Below are 17,270 nucleotides of genomic sequence, written 5' to 3'. Positions count from 1 at the left end.
TTTGGCCAGGAGGCGTGCCTATGGACCCACTCCGACAGCGTGCAGCGATGTGCGTGCCAACACGCTGGCCCTAAACCCAGACAGGAGCGGCCCGGCCGGAACCACCTCTTTCCCTGCTCCATGCGAAAGAGTAAGGCGCCGCCGCATGGAACCAGCAGCCGGTCCGGCCCCGCTCGCACAGAACTCGGACATCGAAGCGGAGGCGCTTCGCCGGCGCAGCCTGTCGCCACTCGTGATGATCTGGCGCCAGTTGCTGAATTACCCGGGCCGGCTGGTCACGGCGGGGGTGGCGCTGGTCATCACCGCCAGCGCGACCCTGGCGATCCCCGCGGGGTTCCGCCTCGTCATCGACCGCGGCTTCGCCAATGGCGGCAACCCGGCGGATATCGGCGGCTGGTTCGAGTTGCTGCTGCTGATCGTGGTGGTGCTGGCGATCGGCACGGCGGTGCGCTTCTACAGCGTTTCCTGGCTGGGCGAGCGCGTGGTCGCCGACGTGCGGCTGGCGGTGCAGGACAACCTGCTGCGCCTGTCGCCCAGCTTCTTCGAGGAGAACAGCCCCAAGGAGATCGCCTCGCGAATGACCGCCGACACCGCGATCATCGAGCAGGTGGTCGGCTCGACCGTCTCGGTGGCGCTGCGCAATGCGATCATGGCGGTGGGCGGGGTGATCTACCTCTTCGCACTGGCGCCGCAACTGACGCTCGGGCTGCTGCTCGCGATCCCTGTGGTGATCCTGCCAATCGCATTCTTCGGTCGAAAACTGCGGACCGTCTCGCGCACCAGCCAGGACCGCGTCGCCGACATCGGCGCGCTGGTCGCCGAAGTGCTCGGCGCGCTGAGGGTGGTGCAGGCCTTTAACCAGGAGAAGCGCGAGGCGAGCCGCTTCGGCGCCGCGGTGGAGCGCACCTTCGATGTCGCCAAGCGGCGCATCATGATCCGCGCGGTGATGACGGCGGTGATCATGTTCCTGATCTTCGGTTCCATCACCCTTCTGATGTGGCGCGGCGCGATCGACGTGGCCAACGGGGTGATCTCGGGCGGGACCATCGCTGCCTTCGTGGTGACGGGCGGCATCGTCGCAGGCGCGTTCGGTTCGCTGACCGAAGTCTACGGCGATCTCGTGCGCGGCGCTGGTGCGGCCAGCCGCCTCGCCGAACTGCTCGGCGAGCGGCCGCTGATCGCCGCACCTGCACGGCCGCTCGCACTGCCCAGCCCGCCGCGGGGGCAGATCGCCTTCGAGCGGGTCACCTTCCGCTATCCCTCGCGTCCGACTCAAGCCTCTGTGCGAGAGTTCTCCCTGACCGTGGAGCCGGGCGAGACTGTCGCGATCGTCGGCCCGTCGGGGGCGGGCAAGTCTACGCTGTTCCTGCTCGCCGAGCGATTCTACGATCCGCAGACCGGCACCATCAAGATCGACGGCGTGCCGCTCACCTCCGCCGACCCGGACGAAGTGCGCCGCCGCATCGCGCTGGTGCCGCAGGAGGGCGTCCTGTTCGCCGCCGACGCGCGCGACAACTTGCGCTACGGCCGCTGGGACGCGAGCGACGAGCAGATTTGGGAAGCCGCCCGCGCTGCCAACGCCGAGACCTTTCTGCGCGAACTGCCGCAAGGGCTGGACACCTTCCTGGGCGAGGGCGGGGCGCGCCTCTCGGGCGGCCAGCGCCAGCGGCTGGCGATTGCGCGCGCCATCTTGCGCGATGCGCCGATCCTGCTGCTCGACGAGGCGACCAGCGCGCTCGATGCCGAGAGCGAGCGGCTGGTGCAGGACGCTCTCGACCGGCTGATGAAGGACCGCACGACGCTGGTGATCGCGCACCGCCTCGCCACCGTGCGCCAGGCGGACCGGATCGTGGTCATGGACGAAGGCCGCATCGTCGAGGAAGGCACGCACGAGCGGCTGAGCGCGGCCGGTGGGCTCTATGCACGGCTGGCGGCGCTGCAGTTCGATGCGCCGCATGTGACGCCGCATGGGTGAGGCCTGAGATCTTCCCCCTGCAAGGGGAGCTGGCAGGCGCGGAGCGGCTAACGGAGGGGTGTAACCCTTTCGGTCGAGCACTCCGCTGGCGGTGCCCCCCCTCCGTCACACAGTACGTGTGCACCACCTCCCCTCGTATGGGAGGATCGACTCGCCTTGATCGACCAACCTGCAACGCCACCCGATCAAGGGACTGGATTGCCCGGCGAATCCGCTTATCTCCTTGGCCATCGCGCGGGGCCGTCCGGCACCCGCTGGCCATCATGGTCGCAGCTACAGATCCGGGAAGGACCTCGCCTCTTGCCTCTTCGCTTCACCTCGCTTCTTGCCGCCGCCTCGCTGGCGGCGCTGGCCACATCGCCCTGTGCCCAGGCGCAGACCGCAACTCCTGCCAAGGCTGACGCGGCTGCCGTCCAGCCTGAGACCGACTGGGGCACGTTCGGTGTGCAGACCAAGTACTTCGAGCCGAGCGTCAAGCCGGGCGACGACTTCAACACCTACGTCAACGGCAAGTGGCTGAGCCAGACCGAGATCCCGGCCGACCGCTCGCGCTTCGGCTCGTTCGACATTCTCAACAACCTTTCGATCGCGCGCTTGCACGACATCCTCGATGGGCTGGCCGCCACCAAGCAGGCGCCTGGCACCGCCGAGGAGCGCCTGGCGAACGCGTACAAGGCCTTCACCGACACCGCGGCGATCGATGCCAAGGGCATGGCGCCGCTCAAGCCCTACCTCGCCAAGATCCAGGCCGCGAACACCCCGACCAAGCTGATGAGCCTGTTCGGCCAGCCCGGCTTCGCCTCGCCGATCGATGCCAGCATGGACCCGGACGAGAAGCAGAGCGGCATCTACGCGCTCTATCTGAGCCAGGGCGACCTAGGCCTGCCGGACCGCGACTACTACCTGAAGAACGACGCCAAGTCGCAGGAGATCCGGGCCAAGTACCTGGAGTACACGACGTTCCTGCTCGGCAAGCTCGGCTATGCCGACGCGCCGGGCACGGCCAAGGCGATCCTGGCGCTCGAGACGCAACTGGCGCAGGCCAAGTGGGACCGCGCCGCGCAGCGCAACCCCGAACTCACCTACAACAAGCTGTCGCGCGCAGAGGCGGAAGCGCTTGCCACACCTGGCGAGATGAACGCGTTCTTCCAAGCACTGGGCGTGTCGCCGCAGTACGTCGTCGTGTCGCAGATGCCGCCGACGGCCGATGAGCTGAAGACCGCCGGGATTGATGCTGCCAAGGCCCAGGCGCTGTTCGGCGGCGGCGTGCCGGCGACGGCCAAGCTGGTGAACAGCGCGCCGATCGCGACCTGGCAGGCGTGGCTGGCGACCCGCTTCGTCGCGGCGCACGCCTCTTACCTCCCCAAGGAGATTGATGACGCGAACTTCGCCTTCTATGGCAAGGTGCTGAGCGGCCAGCCAGAACAGCGCCCGCGTTGGAAGCGTGGCATCTCCGCGGTCGAGGGTCAGATCGGCGAACTGCTCGGCCGGATCTACGCCGCCAAGTACTATCCGCCGGCGCAGAAGGCGGCGATGGCGGACCTCGTCGGCAACTTGCGCAAGGCCATGGCTGCGAACCTGCAGGACCTCGCCTGGATGGGTCCGGCAACGCGCAAGGAAGCGGAAGCCAAGCTCGACGCATTCACCACCAAGATCGGCGCACCGGACGAGTGGAAGACCTACGAAGGCCTGACGATCTCGCCTACCGACGCGCTCGGCAACGCCATCAACGCCGAAGCATGGAAGCAGCAGGACCAGATGCGCCGCCTCGGCAAGCCGGTCGATCGCAAGGAGTGGCTGATGCTGCCCGAGACGGTCAACGCCTATTACAACCCGCCGCTGAACGAGATCGTGTTCCCGGCCGCGATCCTGCAGCCGCCGTTCTTCAACCTCTCGGCCGATCCGGCGGTGAACTACGGCGCGATCGGCGGCGTGATCGGCCACGAGATGGGCCACGGCTTCGACGACCAGGGCTCGAAGTACGACGGCACCGGCAACTTGCGCGATTGGTGGACGGCGCAGGACCAGGCCAATTTCCAGAAGCTGCAGGACAAGCTCGCCGCGCAATACGATGCGCTGTGCCCCTACGACGAGGGCAAGACCTGCGTGAACGGCAAGCTGACGATGGGCGAGAACATCGGCGATCTCGGCGGTCTCAGCCTGGCTTACCGCGCCTACAAGCTCTCGCTGAACGGCAAGCCCGACAAGGTGATCGGTGGCATGACCGGCGACCAGCGCTTCTTCCTGGGCTGGGCGCAAGTCTGGCGTTCGAAGATCCGCGAGGCGCAGGGGCGGCAATACCTGATCGTCGACCCGCACTCGCCCGACCAGTACCGCATCAACGGCATCGTCCGGAACTTCGACGAGTGGTACAAGGCGTTCAACGTGAAGCCGGGCGACAAGCTGTACCTGCCGCCCGAGCAGCGCGTGCGGATCTGGTGATCGGCTCGCTTTGCCCTCTCCCCTCAAGGGGAGGGGGCAGGCTAGAGCTTCTTGCGTGATTTACCACCGAGACTGCCCGGGCTGAGCTTGTTCAAGCCCGTCCGCTTCCTCACGGCATCAACCCCAACTTCCACCACCAGCAGCAAACCTTTCGTGACACCCTCAATCTCTACCCATAAGGTTGAGGTGTTCCCGAGAGAGCTGGTCGGACGCTCTCGCGAAGTCACACCTTCCGACCCGCGGCTTTTGAATGGGAAGCAGCTTGCCCCGCGTCACCAAAGGCTAAAGCGCGCGAGTGTCTCAGGCGACCACGCCAGGCTCGTGTTCCCCTCTCGCCAACGAAGAGGTGATACGATGCGAATGTGTACCAGCCAAAACTGACCCCTTGATCCTGGCGCGTGTTCCTTAGGCTCGGTCCGGAACTGGCGCCGAATGGGTCCGTAGCTTCATCGCTCCCCCATTCCCCGCGGTTCGCCTGCCCTGGCGCTCGCGCCCCGTGATCGCGTCGACTTTCCCCCGGGGGCAACGGCCTTGCGGGAGCCGATGCGCTTATCGTACGTTAACCGCGCATGGAGGCTGCGACCACTCTGAGCGGAGCGGCCTGGGGAGCATCTCAGGCAGAACGTTTTCGAGCCACTCGGCTCTTGAGCGAGGCTTTGGTCGCGCCGCTGAGCGATGCCGACGCCACCGTTCAGTCGATGCCCGACGCCTCGCCGGCGAAGTGGCACCTGGCGCACACGACGTGGTTCTTCGAGACCTTCCTGCTGCGCGATCACCTGCCGGGCTACACGCGCTTCGACGAGCGCTGGCCCTTCCTGTTCAACTCCTACTACGAAGCGGAAGGCGCTCGCCATGCCCGCGCCGCGCGTGGCCTGCTCTCGCGGCCGAGCCTCGACGAGGTGCTGGCTTGGCGCGCGCATGTCGACGCCGCGCTCGCGCCGTTGCTGACGCGTCCGGAACTGGCGCCACTGATCGAACTGGGCATCCAGCACGAGCAGCAGCATCAGGAACTCCTGCTCACCGACATCAAGCATGCGCTGTGGAGCAATCCGCTCGGCCCCGCATACGCTCCCGCAAGAGGAGCGACGCAGCGCAGCCCGTCGCCCAGCGGCTGGTACGAGCACCCGGGCGGCATCGCCCGCATCGGACATGGCGGCGAGGGGTTCGCCTTCGATAACGAGGGCCCGTCGCACAGGGTGCTGATCGAGCCTTTCGCATTGGCCGACCGCCTCGTCACCCAGCGCGACTGGGATGCCTTCATCGCCGACGGTGGCTATCGCACGGCTGCCCCGTGGCTTTCCGACGGCTGGGCTTGGGTGCAGCGCGAGGGCATCGACGCGCCGCTCTATTGGCGACAGGGCGAAAGCTTTATGCTCGAGGGTTGGCGGGTGCGCGATCCGGATGCGCCGGTCACGCACATCTCGTATTACGAGGCCGATGCCTTCGCGTCCTGGGCCGGGCTGCGCTTGCCCACGGAGTTCGAGTGGGAAGCAATCGGGCAGGCCCACGATGCGCGATCGGGCAACCAGTTCGATCAGGGTGGAGCCGTCAGCCCTGCCGGCGGGTCTACCCTGTTCGGAGACGTGTGGCAGTGGACGCGTTCCGCCTACCTGCCCTACCCGCGCTTCCGTCCGGCCGCAGGCGCGGTGGGCGAGTACAACGGCAAGTTCATGAGCGGCCAGTTCGTGCTGCGCGGCGCCAGTTGCGCCACGCCCCGCGGTCACTCCCGCGCCAGCTATCGCAACTTCTTCTACCCTCATCAGCGCTGGCAGTTCACCGGTCTGCGCCTCGCCAAGGATCTCTGACGATGGCCACGACAGCGCTGATCCGGGAGGACGACCGTGCCTCCGACACGCTCCACATCCAGTTTCGCGAAGACGTACTGACCGGCCTGTCGCAATCGCGCAAGGCGATCCCGGCCCGCTGGTTCTACGACCACCGCGGCAGCGAACTGTTCGAAGCGATCACCGTCCTGCCCGAGTACTACCCGACGCGCACCGAAGTCGGCATCCTGTCGGAGCGCTGCGCGGAGATCGCCTCGACCGTGGGGCCCGGCAGGGTCGTGGTCGAGTTCGGCGCGGGCAGCGCCACCAAGACCCCACTGCTGCTCGATTGCATCGCCCCTTCCGGCTACGTGCCGATCGACATCTCGGGCGACTTCCTGCGGGAAAGCTGCGCGCCGCTGGCCGCGCGCTATCCGGGCTTGCCGATCCATCCGGTCGAAGCGGACTTCAGCGAACCCGCGCAGTTGCCCGCGGCTTTGTCCTCGCAGCCGCGCCTGGGGTTCTTCCCAGGCTCCACCATCGGCAACATGGAGCCTGCGGCCGCCGTCGACCTGCTGCGAACCATGCGCGCGACACTGGGCAGCGGCAGCCAGTTGCTGATCGGCATGGACCGGATCAAGGACGAGACGGTGCTCGCCGCGGCGTACGACGATGCGCAGGGCGTGACGGCCGAGTTCAACCTCAACCTGGCCCACCGCATCAATCGTGAGCTTGGTGGCACGATCCCGGTGGAGGCGCTGCTTCACCGCGCCGTGTGGAACGATGCACGTGCCCGCATCGAAATGCACCTGGAGGCCCGGCGCGATATCGCGTTCGAGGTTGCCGGGCGCAGCTTCTCCCTCTCCCGCGGCGAGACGATCCACACGGAGAACAGCCACAAGTACGAAGGCCGCAGTGCCGCCACGCTGCTGCTCGCCGGGGGCTGGGAGCCGAGCCATACCTGGATGGACGCCCAAGGGCGCTTCATGGTGATCCTCGCCCAGGCGATCGGTAACGAGCAGACGGCCTGAGCGCGACCCGCGGCTTGCCGGGGTTCGCAAGGCGGGGCATGTCGGCGTGACAGGGCGCTAAGCGCTCGATCACGGGGAGTGCCGGTTCGATGGGTTTGTTCGACTTGAGTGGGCGCGTCGCACTCGTGACTGGCGGCGCCATGGGCATCGGCTTGGGAATCTGCGAAGTCCTGAGCGAAGCAGGCGCCAAGGTTGTCATACTCGACCGCGATGAGCCGGGCGCTCGCGACCAGGTCGAGCGCGGCGTGGCGGCTGACTTCGTGCTGGCCGATCTGGCGGACGAAGCCTCGATCGTTTCCGCGGTGGCCCAAGTTGTCGAGCGCCACGGCGCGCCCTGGGTGCTGGTCAACAACGCCGGGCTTCAGCATCGCGAACTGCTGCTGGACGGGACCGCGGCGCACTGGCAGCGCCTCCACGCGGTGAACGGCCTCGCGCCCTACTTGCTGATCCGCGAAGTCGCGCGCGCGATGATCGCCAAGGGTGAGGGCGGACGCATCGTCAATTGCGCCTCGTGCGGGCTAGAGGGCCAGATCGTGCAAGGCCTCTCGGCCTATCTCGCCTCGAAGGGCGGGCTCGCCACGTTGACGATGACGGCCGCGTTCGAGCTGGCCGAGCATGCGATCACCGTCAATACCGTGCTGCCCGGCGGCGTCGCCACGCCCGGCGCGATCGGCGCAGAGGGGCCGCCACCGGTCGGACCCGGCAATCGCCGCCCGCCGCTCGGCATGTGCACCCCGCGCGACATCGGTTCGGCCGTGCTCTACTTCGCGACGCCTGCCGCGCACCGGGTGACCAACCAAGTGCTGAACGTGGATGCCGGCTTCACGGTGACGTGACGGCCGAGCGGCTCTTCATCAGCGGCTGGATGCGGGTGCCGAACGTCTCGACGCCTTCCACGAAGTCGTCGAACGTCAGCAGCACGCCGCCGGTGTTTGGCACTTCCGCCATCTCGTCCAGCATGCGCGCAACGCTTTCGTAGCTGCCGACCAGCGTGCCCATATTGATGTTCACCGCGCCCTCGGGTGCGGCGAGCTGGCGCACGTTGGTGTCCGTGTTGACCGTGTCCTTGGCGCCCTGGTCGGCAAGCCAGGCGATCGCATCGAGGTCGACCCCGGCGTTGATGTGCTGCCAGCGCGCCATCGCCTCCTCGTTGGTCTCTGCGGCGATGATCATGATCAGCACGAAGACGGACACCGCACGGCCCGTCTCCGCCGTGAACTTCGCAAGGCGCGTGTTGTTGGAGGCGAAGGAGGTGGGCGTGTTGACCCCCACGCCCAGACAAAACGCATAGTCCGCCCACTGCGCCGAGAACGCGAGCCCGGCGTCCGACGATCCGGCGCAGATGATCTTCATCTCCGCTTCAGGCCGCGGTTCGACCCGGCAGTCATCCATCTGATAGAACCGACCCTTGAAGTCGCTGCGCCCGGTCTCCCACAACTCGCGCAGGATGCGGGCATATTCGTCGAGCACCTGGTAGCGGTTGCGGAAGTGCTCGTCGCCCGGCCACAGCCCCATTTGCGTGTACTCGGGCGGCTGCCAGCCGGTGATGAGGTTCAGGCCGAAGCGGCCGTGGCTGATAGAATCGATCGTGTTGCACATCCGTGCCGCGAAGGCCGGTGGGATGATCAGCGTGGGGCAGGTGGCGTAGATCTTGATCCGCTCGGTCACGGCGGCGAGGCCCGTCATCAGCGTGAAGCTCTCCAGCCCATACTCCCAGAACTGCGTCTTGCCGCCGAACCCGCGCAGTTTGATCATCGAGAGCAGGAAATCGAGGCCGTGCTTTTCCGCGCTCTGGGCGATCTGCTTGTTAAGATCGAAGCTGGGCAGGTACTGCGGCGCGTTCTCGCTGATCAGCCAGCCGTTGTTGTTGATGGGAACGAAAACGCCGACTTGCATGGTTGCTTACCTCCGCTGAGTTCCCGTTCGTATCGAGCGAAGTCGAGACACATCGCGCCGCACCAGCGCGTCTCGACTACGCTCGACACGAACGGGTGAGGTGGTCATGTTGTCAGGAACCCCAGGACGGCTTCGTTGAAGCGCTCTGCCTCGGTCACGTTGCAGGCATGTCCGCCATGGGCGAACCGCACCAGTTCCGCCGATGCGCCGAGCCGCTCCACCATTCGCGCCGAGCACGTCCAAGGCACCAGGAGATCGTCCACGGCACACACGAACAGCACCGGACTGCCGATCTCGTGCAACCACGCCGACGCATCGAACGCTGCCACTGCCGTGATCCTGGCTTCGATCGTCGCGTCGCCGGGCCAGTGCGCCAGGTGCGTCTCTAGTTCAGCGCAAAGCTGCGCGTCGTGATCGGACAACCAGGTGGCGGGAAACAGGAACAAGGGCTGTGCCTGGAGGTAGGCCCGCGCGCCGGCGCTGCGAAGCAAAGTCAGACGCACGTCGAAGCAGCGTGCTGTCTGCGGATCGAGACTGGACCAGCCGTTGATCACGACCAGGCGCCCCGCGCGCTCGGGCGCTGTCCGAGCCAGTTCGAGCGCGACATGGCCGCCGAGCGCATGGCCGATCACATCGGCCCGCTCGATCCCCAGCGCGTCCAACAAAGCCAGCACGTCGCTCGCCATGGCACCGATGCTGGCGTCAGGCAGCGCGCGGTCGCTCCGGCCGGTGCCGCGGTGATCGTAGGCGATGACGTGGAAGCGTGTCGCTAGCGCCGCAACGTTCGGCGCCCAGTATCCGGCCGATCCACCCAACCCGCTCGAGAGGATCAGCGGCGGGTTCGCGGGATCGCCGTGGGTTTCGTAGAAGAGCCCCGCGGCCTCAGGCAAGGTGCGCCACGCTGGCGATCTCGACCAGGCACTCGGGCTTCACCAGATCGCACTTGATGCAGTAGCGCGCCGGCTTGTCGCCGGGGAAGTACTCAGCATAGACCCCGTTAAACGCGGCGTAATCGGCCATGCTCTTCAGGAAGATGTGGTTCATCGCGATGTCGGCCATGGTGCCGCCGGCGGCCTCCACCGTCGTCCTGATCGCTTCGAGGACGTGGCGCGTCTGTGCCGCCGGATCGCCGATGTGGAGCACGCTGCCGCCTTCGCCCAAAGCCAGCATGCCCGATACGTAGAGCACGTTGCCCGCCTTCGCTCCGGCGGAGTAGGGCGCGATTGGCGGGGGGAATGCGGGCGGGTTGATCGGCTCGAAGGGCAAGCGGCTACTCCTGTGGAAGCTGGTTCACCGCGCCGCAGAAATCGGCGACGGTGCTGATCCAGCCGAAGAACATCTCGACATTGTAGAGCGTCGCTTGCCGGGTGAAGTCCGGACCCAGATGGTGGGTCGCATCCTCCAACAGGACGCCGAAGTATTCGAGGTGGAACCCGTCGCGCAGCGTCGATTCCACGCAGACGTTGCTGGCGATGCCGGTGAACACCAGCGTGCGGATGCCGCGCGCGCGCAGCACGCTGTCGAGCTGCGAGTTGAAGAAGGCGGAATAGCGCGGCTTGTGCACCCGGATGTCGCCGGGCTGCGGCGTGAGTGCCTCGACCAGCTCGTAGTCCCACCCGCCTCGAGCCAGGAACCGGCCGGATAGCTCTGGCCGAGCGCGCATCGTCTTCAGCGCATTGGACTTGTGATAGTTGGGCGAGAGCGGCGTGCCGGCCTCGGCATAATCCGGATCCCACCCGTTCTGCAGGAACACCACCGGCATGCGTGCCGCGCGCGCTGCGTCGACCACCTTGGCCACTTGCGCGATCACGCCTGCGGCCGGTTCGACATCGAAGCCGGCTTCGTCGACGTAGCCGCCCTTGCTGGCATAGGCGTTCTGCATGTCGACCACGATCACGGCGGTCGTCGCCGGATCGAGGCGAACGGACTGCGGCCGGGCGGGCAGGACCACGGTCTGCGTGTCGCCTGCCGGATGAGGATCGACGATCGGCTCTGTCACTTAGCGGAGTATCAGGCAGCGACGCTCCCTTGGCAAGCGGACAGGTGCACCGGGCATGGTGGCTTGTAAGTGCGCTCGATGTCGGGGACGCGCGGAGGCTCCTGAGCGCGGTCCACTGCTCCAGCTCGCGCGGCGTTGCGACGGCGCCAGCGCTCGACGCCGCTCTCGACGAACCGCACCACGAACCAGGCCAGAAGGCCGCTGACGGTGATGGCAGCCGCAAGATAAAGCAGCGGATGGCTCTCCAGCATGCCGGTCCTGGGGATCAAACCCAGGACGAGAAGGTGACCAAGGTAGAGCGGGAACGACAATTCGCCGATCCTGCGGTCAGCCCGCCAGTTGCGGCTACACTCGTGGATCGCAGGGAGAGCGACCGCCATGAGGGCGAGCGTCGTCACGCGCGCCGGCGTGAAGAACGCGATCTCCGACCAATTTCCGAGCAGGACGGGGTAGAACACGACCGCGGCCACGGCGGCGACGGCGAGCAGCCTTGGACGCGTGCCTTGCCATGCCCGGGGCGATGCCGCCCACGCTCGATAGCCGAGGACACCTGCCAGGAAGAGGGCAAGCTCGAACGGGAAGAAGCGGTAGCTGAATGGATCGGCGCTCACGCCCGCGCACGCTGCCACGATCCGGGCGAGCAGCGAGAGTACCATCACGCACGCGATCTGCCGAACCGGACGGCGGGCGATGAACGGCGCGACGGCGTAGAAGTACAGCTCCAGCGCGAGCGACCATGCCATCGGAATGGCCATGAAGCGGAACACCTCGTGGCCGCCTTGCTGGAACGGCATGGCGCTTCGCACCAGATGCCCGTCTGCCGGAGCGAGGTAAAAGGTGAGGTCCTGCCCCACGACGGTCAGGTTCAGCAGCCCCAGCAGGACCTTGTCGGCAATGCTCACGCCGGCCCCAAAGTATGGCGCTAATGGCGAGGTGCCAGTGCTCCACTGCAGCAATGCGAAAACGGCAAGATAGAGCGCGAGGAAGGCGAAGTAGACTGGATAGATGCGCGCCAGCCGGTTCACGTAGAACACCCTGTTGAGGGCCAGCCGATCGTAGCGTTCGTTCAGTACCAGGCCCATGTAGAAGCCTGAAACGATGTAGAAGATCTGCACTGCCACGGGGCCATCGACGAGCAGCGGGCGGCCCTGCAAGCCAGCATGGCTGACTAGCACCGCAAGCGCCAGAAGTAGCCGCAACAATCCCAAGGAACCCTCCGCCGAGCCCTCAGCCTCTAGAGAAGGAAGGTTAACGCTTCGACTTGCACGGTGCGGCACACCCTTCCGAACCAGAAAGGGCCGCACCTTCCGGCACGGCCCTTCACTCTGCCTGGAAAAGCCCGCTTACTTGGGCGGCATGCGGATCGCGCCGTCGAGACGGATCAGCTGGCCGTTCATGTAGGTGTTGCGTGCAAGCTCGAGCACCAAGCTGGCGAACTCCTCGGGGTTGCCCAGGCGCTTGGGGAAGGGGACGGCCTTGCCGAGACCTTCGAACACCTCGGGCGCATGCTCCTTGACGCGCAGCATCGGCGGAGTGGCGAAAGTGCCGGGCAGGATCGCGTTGACGCGGATGCCCAGGTCCATCAGGTCGCGCGCCATCGGCAGGACCATGGCGTTCACTGCGCCCTTGCCGCCGCCGTAGGCGACCTGGCCGACCTGGCCATCCTGCGATGCTGCCGACGAAGTGAAGATGATCGAGCCACGCTCGCCATCCTCGTTCAGCGGATCGGCGTTTGCCATGCCCAGCGCCGCAATGGAGGCGACGCGGTAGCTGGCGGTGAAGATGCCTTCGGCCGAGCGCGCGATCTGCTCGGTCGCGGTGCGCTTGTAAGCGCCGGTCTTCTTGTCGAACGACACCGTCTTGCCGCCACCGGCGACAACCGCGCAGTGGACCACGATCCGCTCCTGGCCATGCGCCTCACGGGCCTTGGCGAAGCCGGCTTCCACGCTCTCTTCGTCCATAATGTTCACGTTGCAGAACACGCCACCGATCTCGGACGCGAACGCCTCGCCGGCTTCTTCGCTGATGTCGAAGATGGCGACCTTCACCCCGGCATCGGCCAGCGCCTTGGCACTTGCGCGGCCCAGGCCCGAGGCGCCACCGGTGACGATGGCGGCGATGGTGTTGTCGATCTTCATTTCGGCAGCTCCCCGATTGTTGCGATTCGCAAAGTTGGGCGCTTGGCTAGCCGCTCGATGCGTGGCTGTCGAAACGCCAACTGCTTTCACCCGCAAGTATCGCTCGTGCGGGACAGGCGTGGGGAGAGCGCCGTTTCCTTCAAACCGCACGCCCTCGACATTGGAAGGCGCATCGCGGACAACGGCGCACGAATGCCGCCTTCCGAGCGGCGCTGCGGGGATGGCGATGTGAGTTACTGGGGCGAAATGCGCCGCAATTGGCGGTCGTTGCTGGCGGCGAGCCTCGGATCGGGCACCAGCCTGCCGCTGTTCGCCTATACCAACAGTGCCTTCGCTCCGCACCTGATCCGCGAATTCGGGTGGTCGCGGGCGCAGTTCGCGCTGATCGGCATCGCCACCTTGTCGACGCTGCTGGTGCTGCCTGTGGTCGGCCGCCTGACCGATCGGGTCGGCGTGCGCCGCGTCGCCTTGCTCGGCACGCTGCTGGTGCCGCTCTGCTTCGTCGCCTACGCCATGCAGAACGGCGACTTCGTCTGGTACGCGACGATCTTCACGGTGGTGCTTGCCGTCGCGAGCCTCACAAGCCCGCTGGTCTACACACGCCTGGTTGCCGAGAAGTTCGAGCGTGCCACCGGTCTTGCCTTGACGGTGGTCAACTGTTTTCCGGCAGCACTGGCGATCGTGCTGGTGCCGGCACTGAACTGGTGGATCGAGCACTTCGGCTGGCGCAGCGCCTATCTCGCGCTCGGCGCCCTGACGCTGGCCGGGGGGCTCGCCGCGCTGGCGCTGATCCCGCGGGGGCAGGGCCGCGTACGCCAGAGTCCGGAGATGGTGCCCGAAAGCGTGCCGACGGTCGATCCTGCCGGGCGCACGGCGCGGCAGGATTATCGGACGATCACGGGCAGCGGCGTGTTCTGGATCGTCCTTGGCGGCATGTTCCTGTGCCTCCTGCAGACGCCGCTGCATTCTAGCCAGATGAACCTGATGCTGGTCGACAACGGCATCTCGGCGCAAGCGGCGGCCAACATCGTCCCGCTCTACGCCTTTGGCACCATCGTCGGACGGATCTCCTGCGGGCTGGCGCTCGACCGTTATCCGACGCCGCCGGTGACGGCGCTCTCGATGATCCTGCCCGCGATCGGCTTTGCGCTTCTGGGCAGCACGCTCGACAGCGTGACGGTGATCGGCGCGGCCATGTTCCTGGTGGGCCTCTCGATCGGTGCGGAGAGCGATTTGATCTCGTTCCTAGTCGCACGCTACTTCCAGCTGCGCATCTACGCGACGACGCTCAGCCTACTGTACTGCGTCTCGTTCCTGGCGTCCGCATTGGGCGCGCTTGGCATCAGCTGGTCGCTATCCGCATCGGGGAGCTTCTCGCCGTACCTCTTCTTCGTGGCGGGCAGCGTCGCTGTGGGGAGCTCGCTGTTCCTGCTCCTGCCGTGGCAACGCGATCGCGCCCGCATCGGATAACGCGCGTTCGAGCCCGCCGCGGCGTCAGGTGATTCGCGCCGATGCCTCTGCTGGAGAACATTGGTCCCGCGAAACGGTCTCGCAGGTCCATTTGGAGGCCGCGAACGGCGGCTAGACTGGCGAGAACAGCGATATCGCCTTGGCGATGGCTGGGGCGGCAGGAGCCGGAGCAGAGTAGGTCCTAAGCCGTTGAGGGTGAAAGAAAGGCTTGTTTTCTGCGGGGTTCGGCCTCACAAAGCTGCCCCACAAACCTGCCCCACAGACACCCGAGGTTCCCCATGGCATCCCTCCGCGCCCGGCATAATCGCTTCGAGGCGAAGGTGCGCATCCCGACCGCCCTAAGAGCCTCCTACGACAACCGTGAGTTCCTCTATCGAACCCTCACGTCGACCAGCCGGAAGGTGGCGCAGGTGGAGGCGGACGCCTGGGAAGCCGGGCTCCGGGTCGAGTGGGCAGGGCGTGAAGGGCTTGCGAAGGACGAGCGCGCGAACCTCCGGCGGGTCTACGAGGAGACACTGCAAGCGGCGTCTGCGGGGCGGTTTGTGGTGCATGTCGCTGGAGAGGACCCGATAGATGCTGGCATTGACTACGAGATTGGCAAGATAGCCGACGCGATCCCGGAGGACGAGGAAGCCGGGCCTGAGGCTTCTGCGCGCTTGGCTGCACTGGAGGACGCTCGCGTTGCTGTTCTGGGTCGCAAGCCTGCGGTGCGGCATCAGTTCGAGCCATCGTTCAGCCAACTTGCTGCCGATTACATGAAGCTCTGGAAGACGCGGAGCGGCTTGAAAGAGAGCAACACCGAGCAGCAGAAGCGAGCCACGTTCGCTTTGTTCGCTGGGTACTGGAAGGATCGACCGATCCGAGGGATCGAGCGACCAGACGCTGCCAGGTTCATGGATGCCTTGCGGCACTTGGACGGCTCTTGGGCTCGCTCTCCCGCCGCCCGCGCCATGTCCTGGGATGACCTGCAGCGCACCTATGGAGGCCGGGACAAGGGCTTGTCGGACGCCACGCGCAACCGCCACGCCGCGACCCTGCAAGCTTTGTGGGAGTGGGCGAGCGAGCGGGGCTATGCCGAGGGGCGCAACCCATTCACAGGGCATCGCGCACGCCTGCGGGCCGGGGTGAACGTGAAGGGCTATCGGCCATGGGAGCCTGAGGAGCTGAAGCGGCTGTTCGATCCGGGGCCGAAGCGCGCCGACCTGCGAGAGGTCATGCTTGTCGCGCTGCACAGTGGCATGCGGCTGGACGAGATTGCAGGGCTGACCTGGGGGAACCTGCGGGAGATTGAGGGCGTCCCCGTGTTCGACATCAAGGATGCGAAGACACCTGCGGGCGAGCGGGTGGTGCCGGTGCACCCCGCCATCGCCGGGCTATTCACCCAGCGCGGTGAAAAGCTCACGGACCGCATCTGGCCCAACTTCAATCCCGAGGGTCCCGGCAAGAAAGCCGGTGCGGACGCGGGGCGGGACTTTACCCGCTTTAAGCAAGCCCTCGGTTTCACCGAACGGGCCAAGGCGTTCCACTCCTTCCGCAAGAACGCCGTGGCGCAGTGGGAAGCCGCCAGCATCCCGGAGACTGAGGTCGCGCAGATTGTCGGGCACGAGAAGAAGGGCATCACGTTCGGGACTTACGGGCAGGGCGTGTCCATCCACCGCAAGGCTGAGATTGTGGCGCTCCTGTCCTATCCCGTTCTCGCCTGCCCAGCCCGATAGGTCAGGATGGGGCCGTAAAGGCCTCAAAACGGATTATAGAACGCGTGCAGGTGCCTCCGAGGTACGTGAGCCCCACTCTTAGCCCGCGTGGTCTCTCTTCTCCCGTTTTTGAACGCAGGTGCTGCGGGTGGCTGCTCGACCCTGGAGGTCCTCTCAGACGTTGCCGCCTTGGCGAGACGGCTCCGTTAGCAGGCTATTCGGGTTAATGGACGTTCATTTTCAGTGACTTAGGGTAACGTATCGGTTATTCAGAGTAGCCGTAGGACGGGGGAACGGGAATGCGGCTCAATTGTGATCAGTTGCGCGAGCGCGAAAGGTGCCACCGGGCCGCCCGCGAAAAGCTTGCTGCTACCCAGGCGCTCCGACGCGTGTGGGTTGGAGCCGCAGGACACGCATGCCGTCTAGAAATTGGCATTGCACTCGCGGAGGTCTTCTACACCTCAAACCCGTGGACCAACGTCCAATACATAGCTGACCGGCTTTGCGGCGCATATTCAACAGACACAATCCGCCGTCGCCTAGAGGAGATGGTGGACGCCAATTGCACCGAGGTCATCGAGGTTGGTGGCAGGAAGCTGTATCGCGCATGCCTAGACGCTGCCGAAGGTACGATTGCTGTGATCATGGGGAACTCTGCCGCCCCTAGCACCGCCCGGCGGGCCGCCTGAAAGTCGTTCTGCAGTCGCTATTCAGGGCGTGTTCCCCTCGGAGCAAGCTTCGACACGCAACGCAGGCCGCGCCGGGCTAAGCAACTTGCGTCTGGACCACTGTAGAGCATCAAGCCTGCGTGTAGTCGACGGAGATGGCCAGAGACGGTTTCGATAAGCTGCTGCGCACCCGC

The 17,270-nt window shown here is 66.1% G+C and carries 13 protein-coding genes; 7 read left to right on the top strand and 6 right to left on the bottom strand.

Annotated features, from left to right (window positions below; translation table 11 throughout):
• The first annotated feature begins 145 nt into the window (after positions 1-145).
• The 5 genes from GV044_RS00890 (at position 146) to GV044_RS00870 (ending at position 8,047) form a co-directional block, all read left to right on the top strand.
• Positions 146-1,975 (top strand): ABC transporter transmembrane domain-containing protein, encoded by a 1,830-nt coding sequence (locus GV044_RS00890; protein WP_159864182.1) that lies wholly within the window; start codon positions 146-148, stop codon positions 1,973-1,975.
• Between the two features lie 300 nt (positions 1,976-2,275).
• Complete coding sequence (locus GV044_RS00885; RefSeq protein ID WP_159864179.1) at positions 2,276-4,417, top strand: M13 family metallopeptidase; 2,142 nt, start codon at positions 2,276-2,278, stop codon at positions 4,415-4,417.
• A 569-nt stretch (positions 4,418-4,986) separates the two neighbouring features.
• Positions 4,987-6,222, top strand: coding sequence for an ergothioneine biosynthesis protein EgtB (gene egtB, locus GV044_RS00880; RefSeq protein WP_159864176.1), 1,236 nt, complete (start codon positions 4,987-4,989; stop codon positions 6,220-6,222).
• Between the two features lie 2 nt (positions 6,223-6,224).
• The gene (egtD, locus tag GV044_RS00875) at positions 6,225-7,211 is read left to right on the top strand and encodes an L-histidine N(alpha)-methyltransferase (protein ID WP_159864173.1); all 987 of its coding nucleotides are present in this window, start codon (positions 6,225-6,227) and stop codon (positions 7,209-7,211) included.
• A gap of 89 nt (positions 7,212-7,300) precedes the next feature.
• A complete protein-coding gene (locus GV044_RS00870; protein WP_159864170.1) occupies positions 7,301-8,047 on the top strand; it encodes an SDR family NAD(P)-dependent oxidoreductase in 747 nt (248 codons plus the stop codon).
• Here the strand turns inward: GV044_RS00870 and rutA are convergent.
• From rutA to GV044_RS00840, 6 genes are all read right to left on the bottom strand, one after another.
• Positions 8,034-9,107: a pyrimidine utilization protein A gene (gene rutA / locus GV044_RS00865; protein ID WP_159864167.1), complete on the bottom strand. Its 1,074-nt coding sequence runs from the start codon at positions 9,105-9,107 to the stop codon at positions 8,034-8,036. The genes GV044_RS00870 and rutA overlap by 14 nt on opposite strands.
• 104 nt (positions 9,108-9,211) lie before the next feature.
• Complete coding sequence (gene rutD / locus GV044_RS00860; protein ID WP_159864164.1) at positions 9,212-9,997, bottom strand: pyrimidine utilization protein D; 786 nt, start codon at positions 9,995-9,997, stop codon at positions 9,212-9,214.
• Positions 9,990-10,373: a pyrimidine utilization protein C gene (gene rutC, locus GV044_RS00855; RefSeq protein ID WP_159864161.1), complete on the bottom strand. Its 384-nt coding sequence runs from the start codon at positions 10,371-10,373 to the stop codon at positions 9,990-9,992. Before rutC ends, rutD begins: the two co-directional genes overlap by 8 nt.
• Positions 10,374-10,377: 4 nt before the next feature.
• A complete protein-coding gene (gene rutB / locus GV044_RS00850) occupies positions 10,378-11,106 on the bottom strand; it encodes a pyrimidine utilization protein B (protein WP_159864158.1) in 729 nt (242 codons plus the stop codon).
• An 11-nt stretch (positions 11,107-11,117) separates the two neighbouring features.
• On the bottom strand, positions 11,118-12,308 hold the full coding sequence (locus GV044_RS00845) for an acyltransferase (RefSeq protein ID WP_159864155.1): 1,191 nt from the start codon (positions 12,306-12,308) through the stop codon (positions 11,118-11,120).
• 141 nt (positions 12,309-12,449) lie between these two features.
• A complete protein-coding gene (locus tag GV044_RS00840; RefSeq protein ID WP_159864152.1) occupies positions 12,450-13,244 on the bottom strand; it encodes an SDR family oxidoreductase in 795 nt (264 codons plus the stop codon).
• 192 nt (positions 13,245-13,436) lie between these two features.
• Here GV044_RS00840 and GV044_RS00835 point away from each other — a divergent pair, with 192 nt between their 5' ends.
• The gene (locus GV044_RS00835) at positions 13,437-14,714 is read left to right on the top strand and encodes an MFS transporter (RefSeq protein WP_159864149.1); all 1,278 of its coding nucleotides are present in this window, start codon (positions 13,437-13,439) and stop codon (positions 14,712-14,714) included.
• A 278-nt stretch (positions 14,715-14,992) separates the two neighbouring features.
• A complete protein-coding gene (locus GV044_RS00830) occupies positions 14,993-16,429 on the top strand; it encodes a tyrosine-type recombinase/integrase (protein WP_159864146.1) in 1,437 nt (478 codons plus the stop codon).
• Positions 16,430-17,270: the final 841 nt, after the last annotated feature.

Source organism: Novosphingobium sp. 9U (assembly GCF_902506425.1).
GTDB lineage: Bacteria > Pseudomonadota > Alphaproteobacteria > Sphingomonadales > Sphingomonadaceae > Novosphingobium.
The sequence above is the reverse complement of the archived record's forward strand: the minus strand, read 5'-3'. Positions and strand labels throughout refer to the sequence as shown.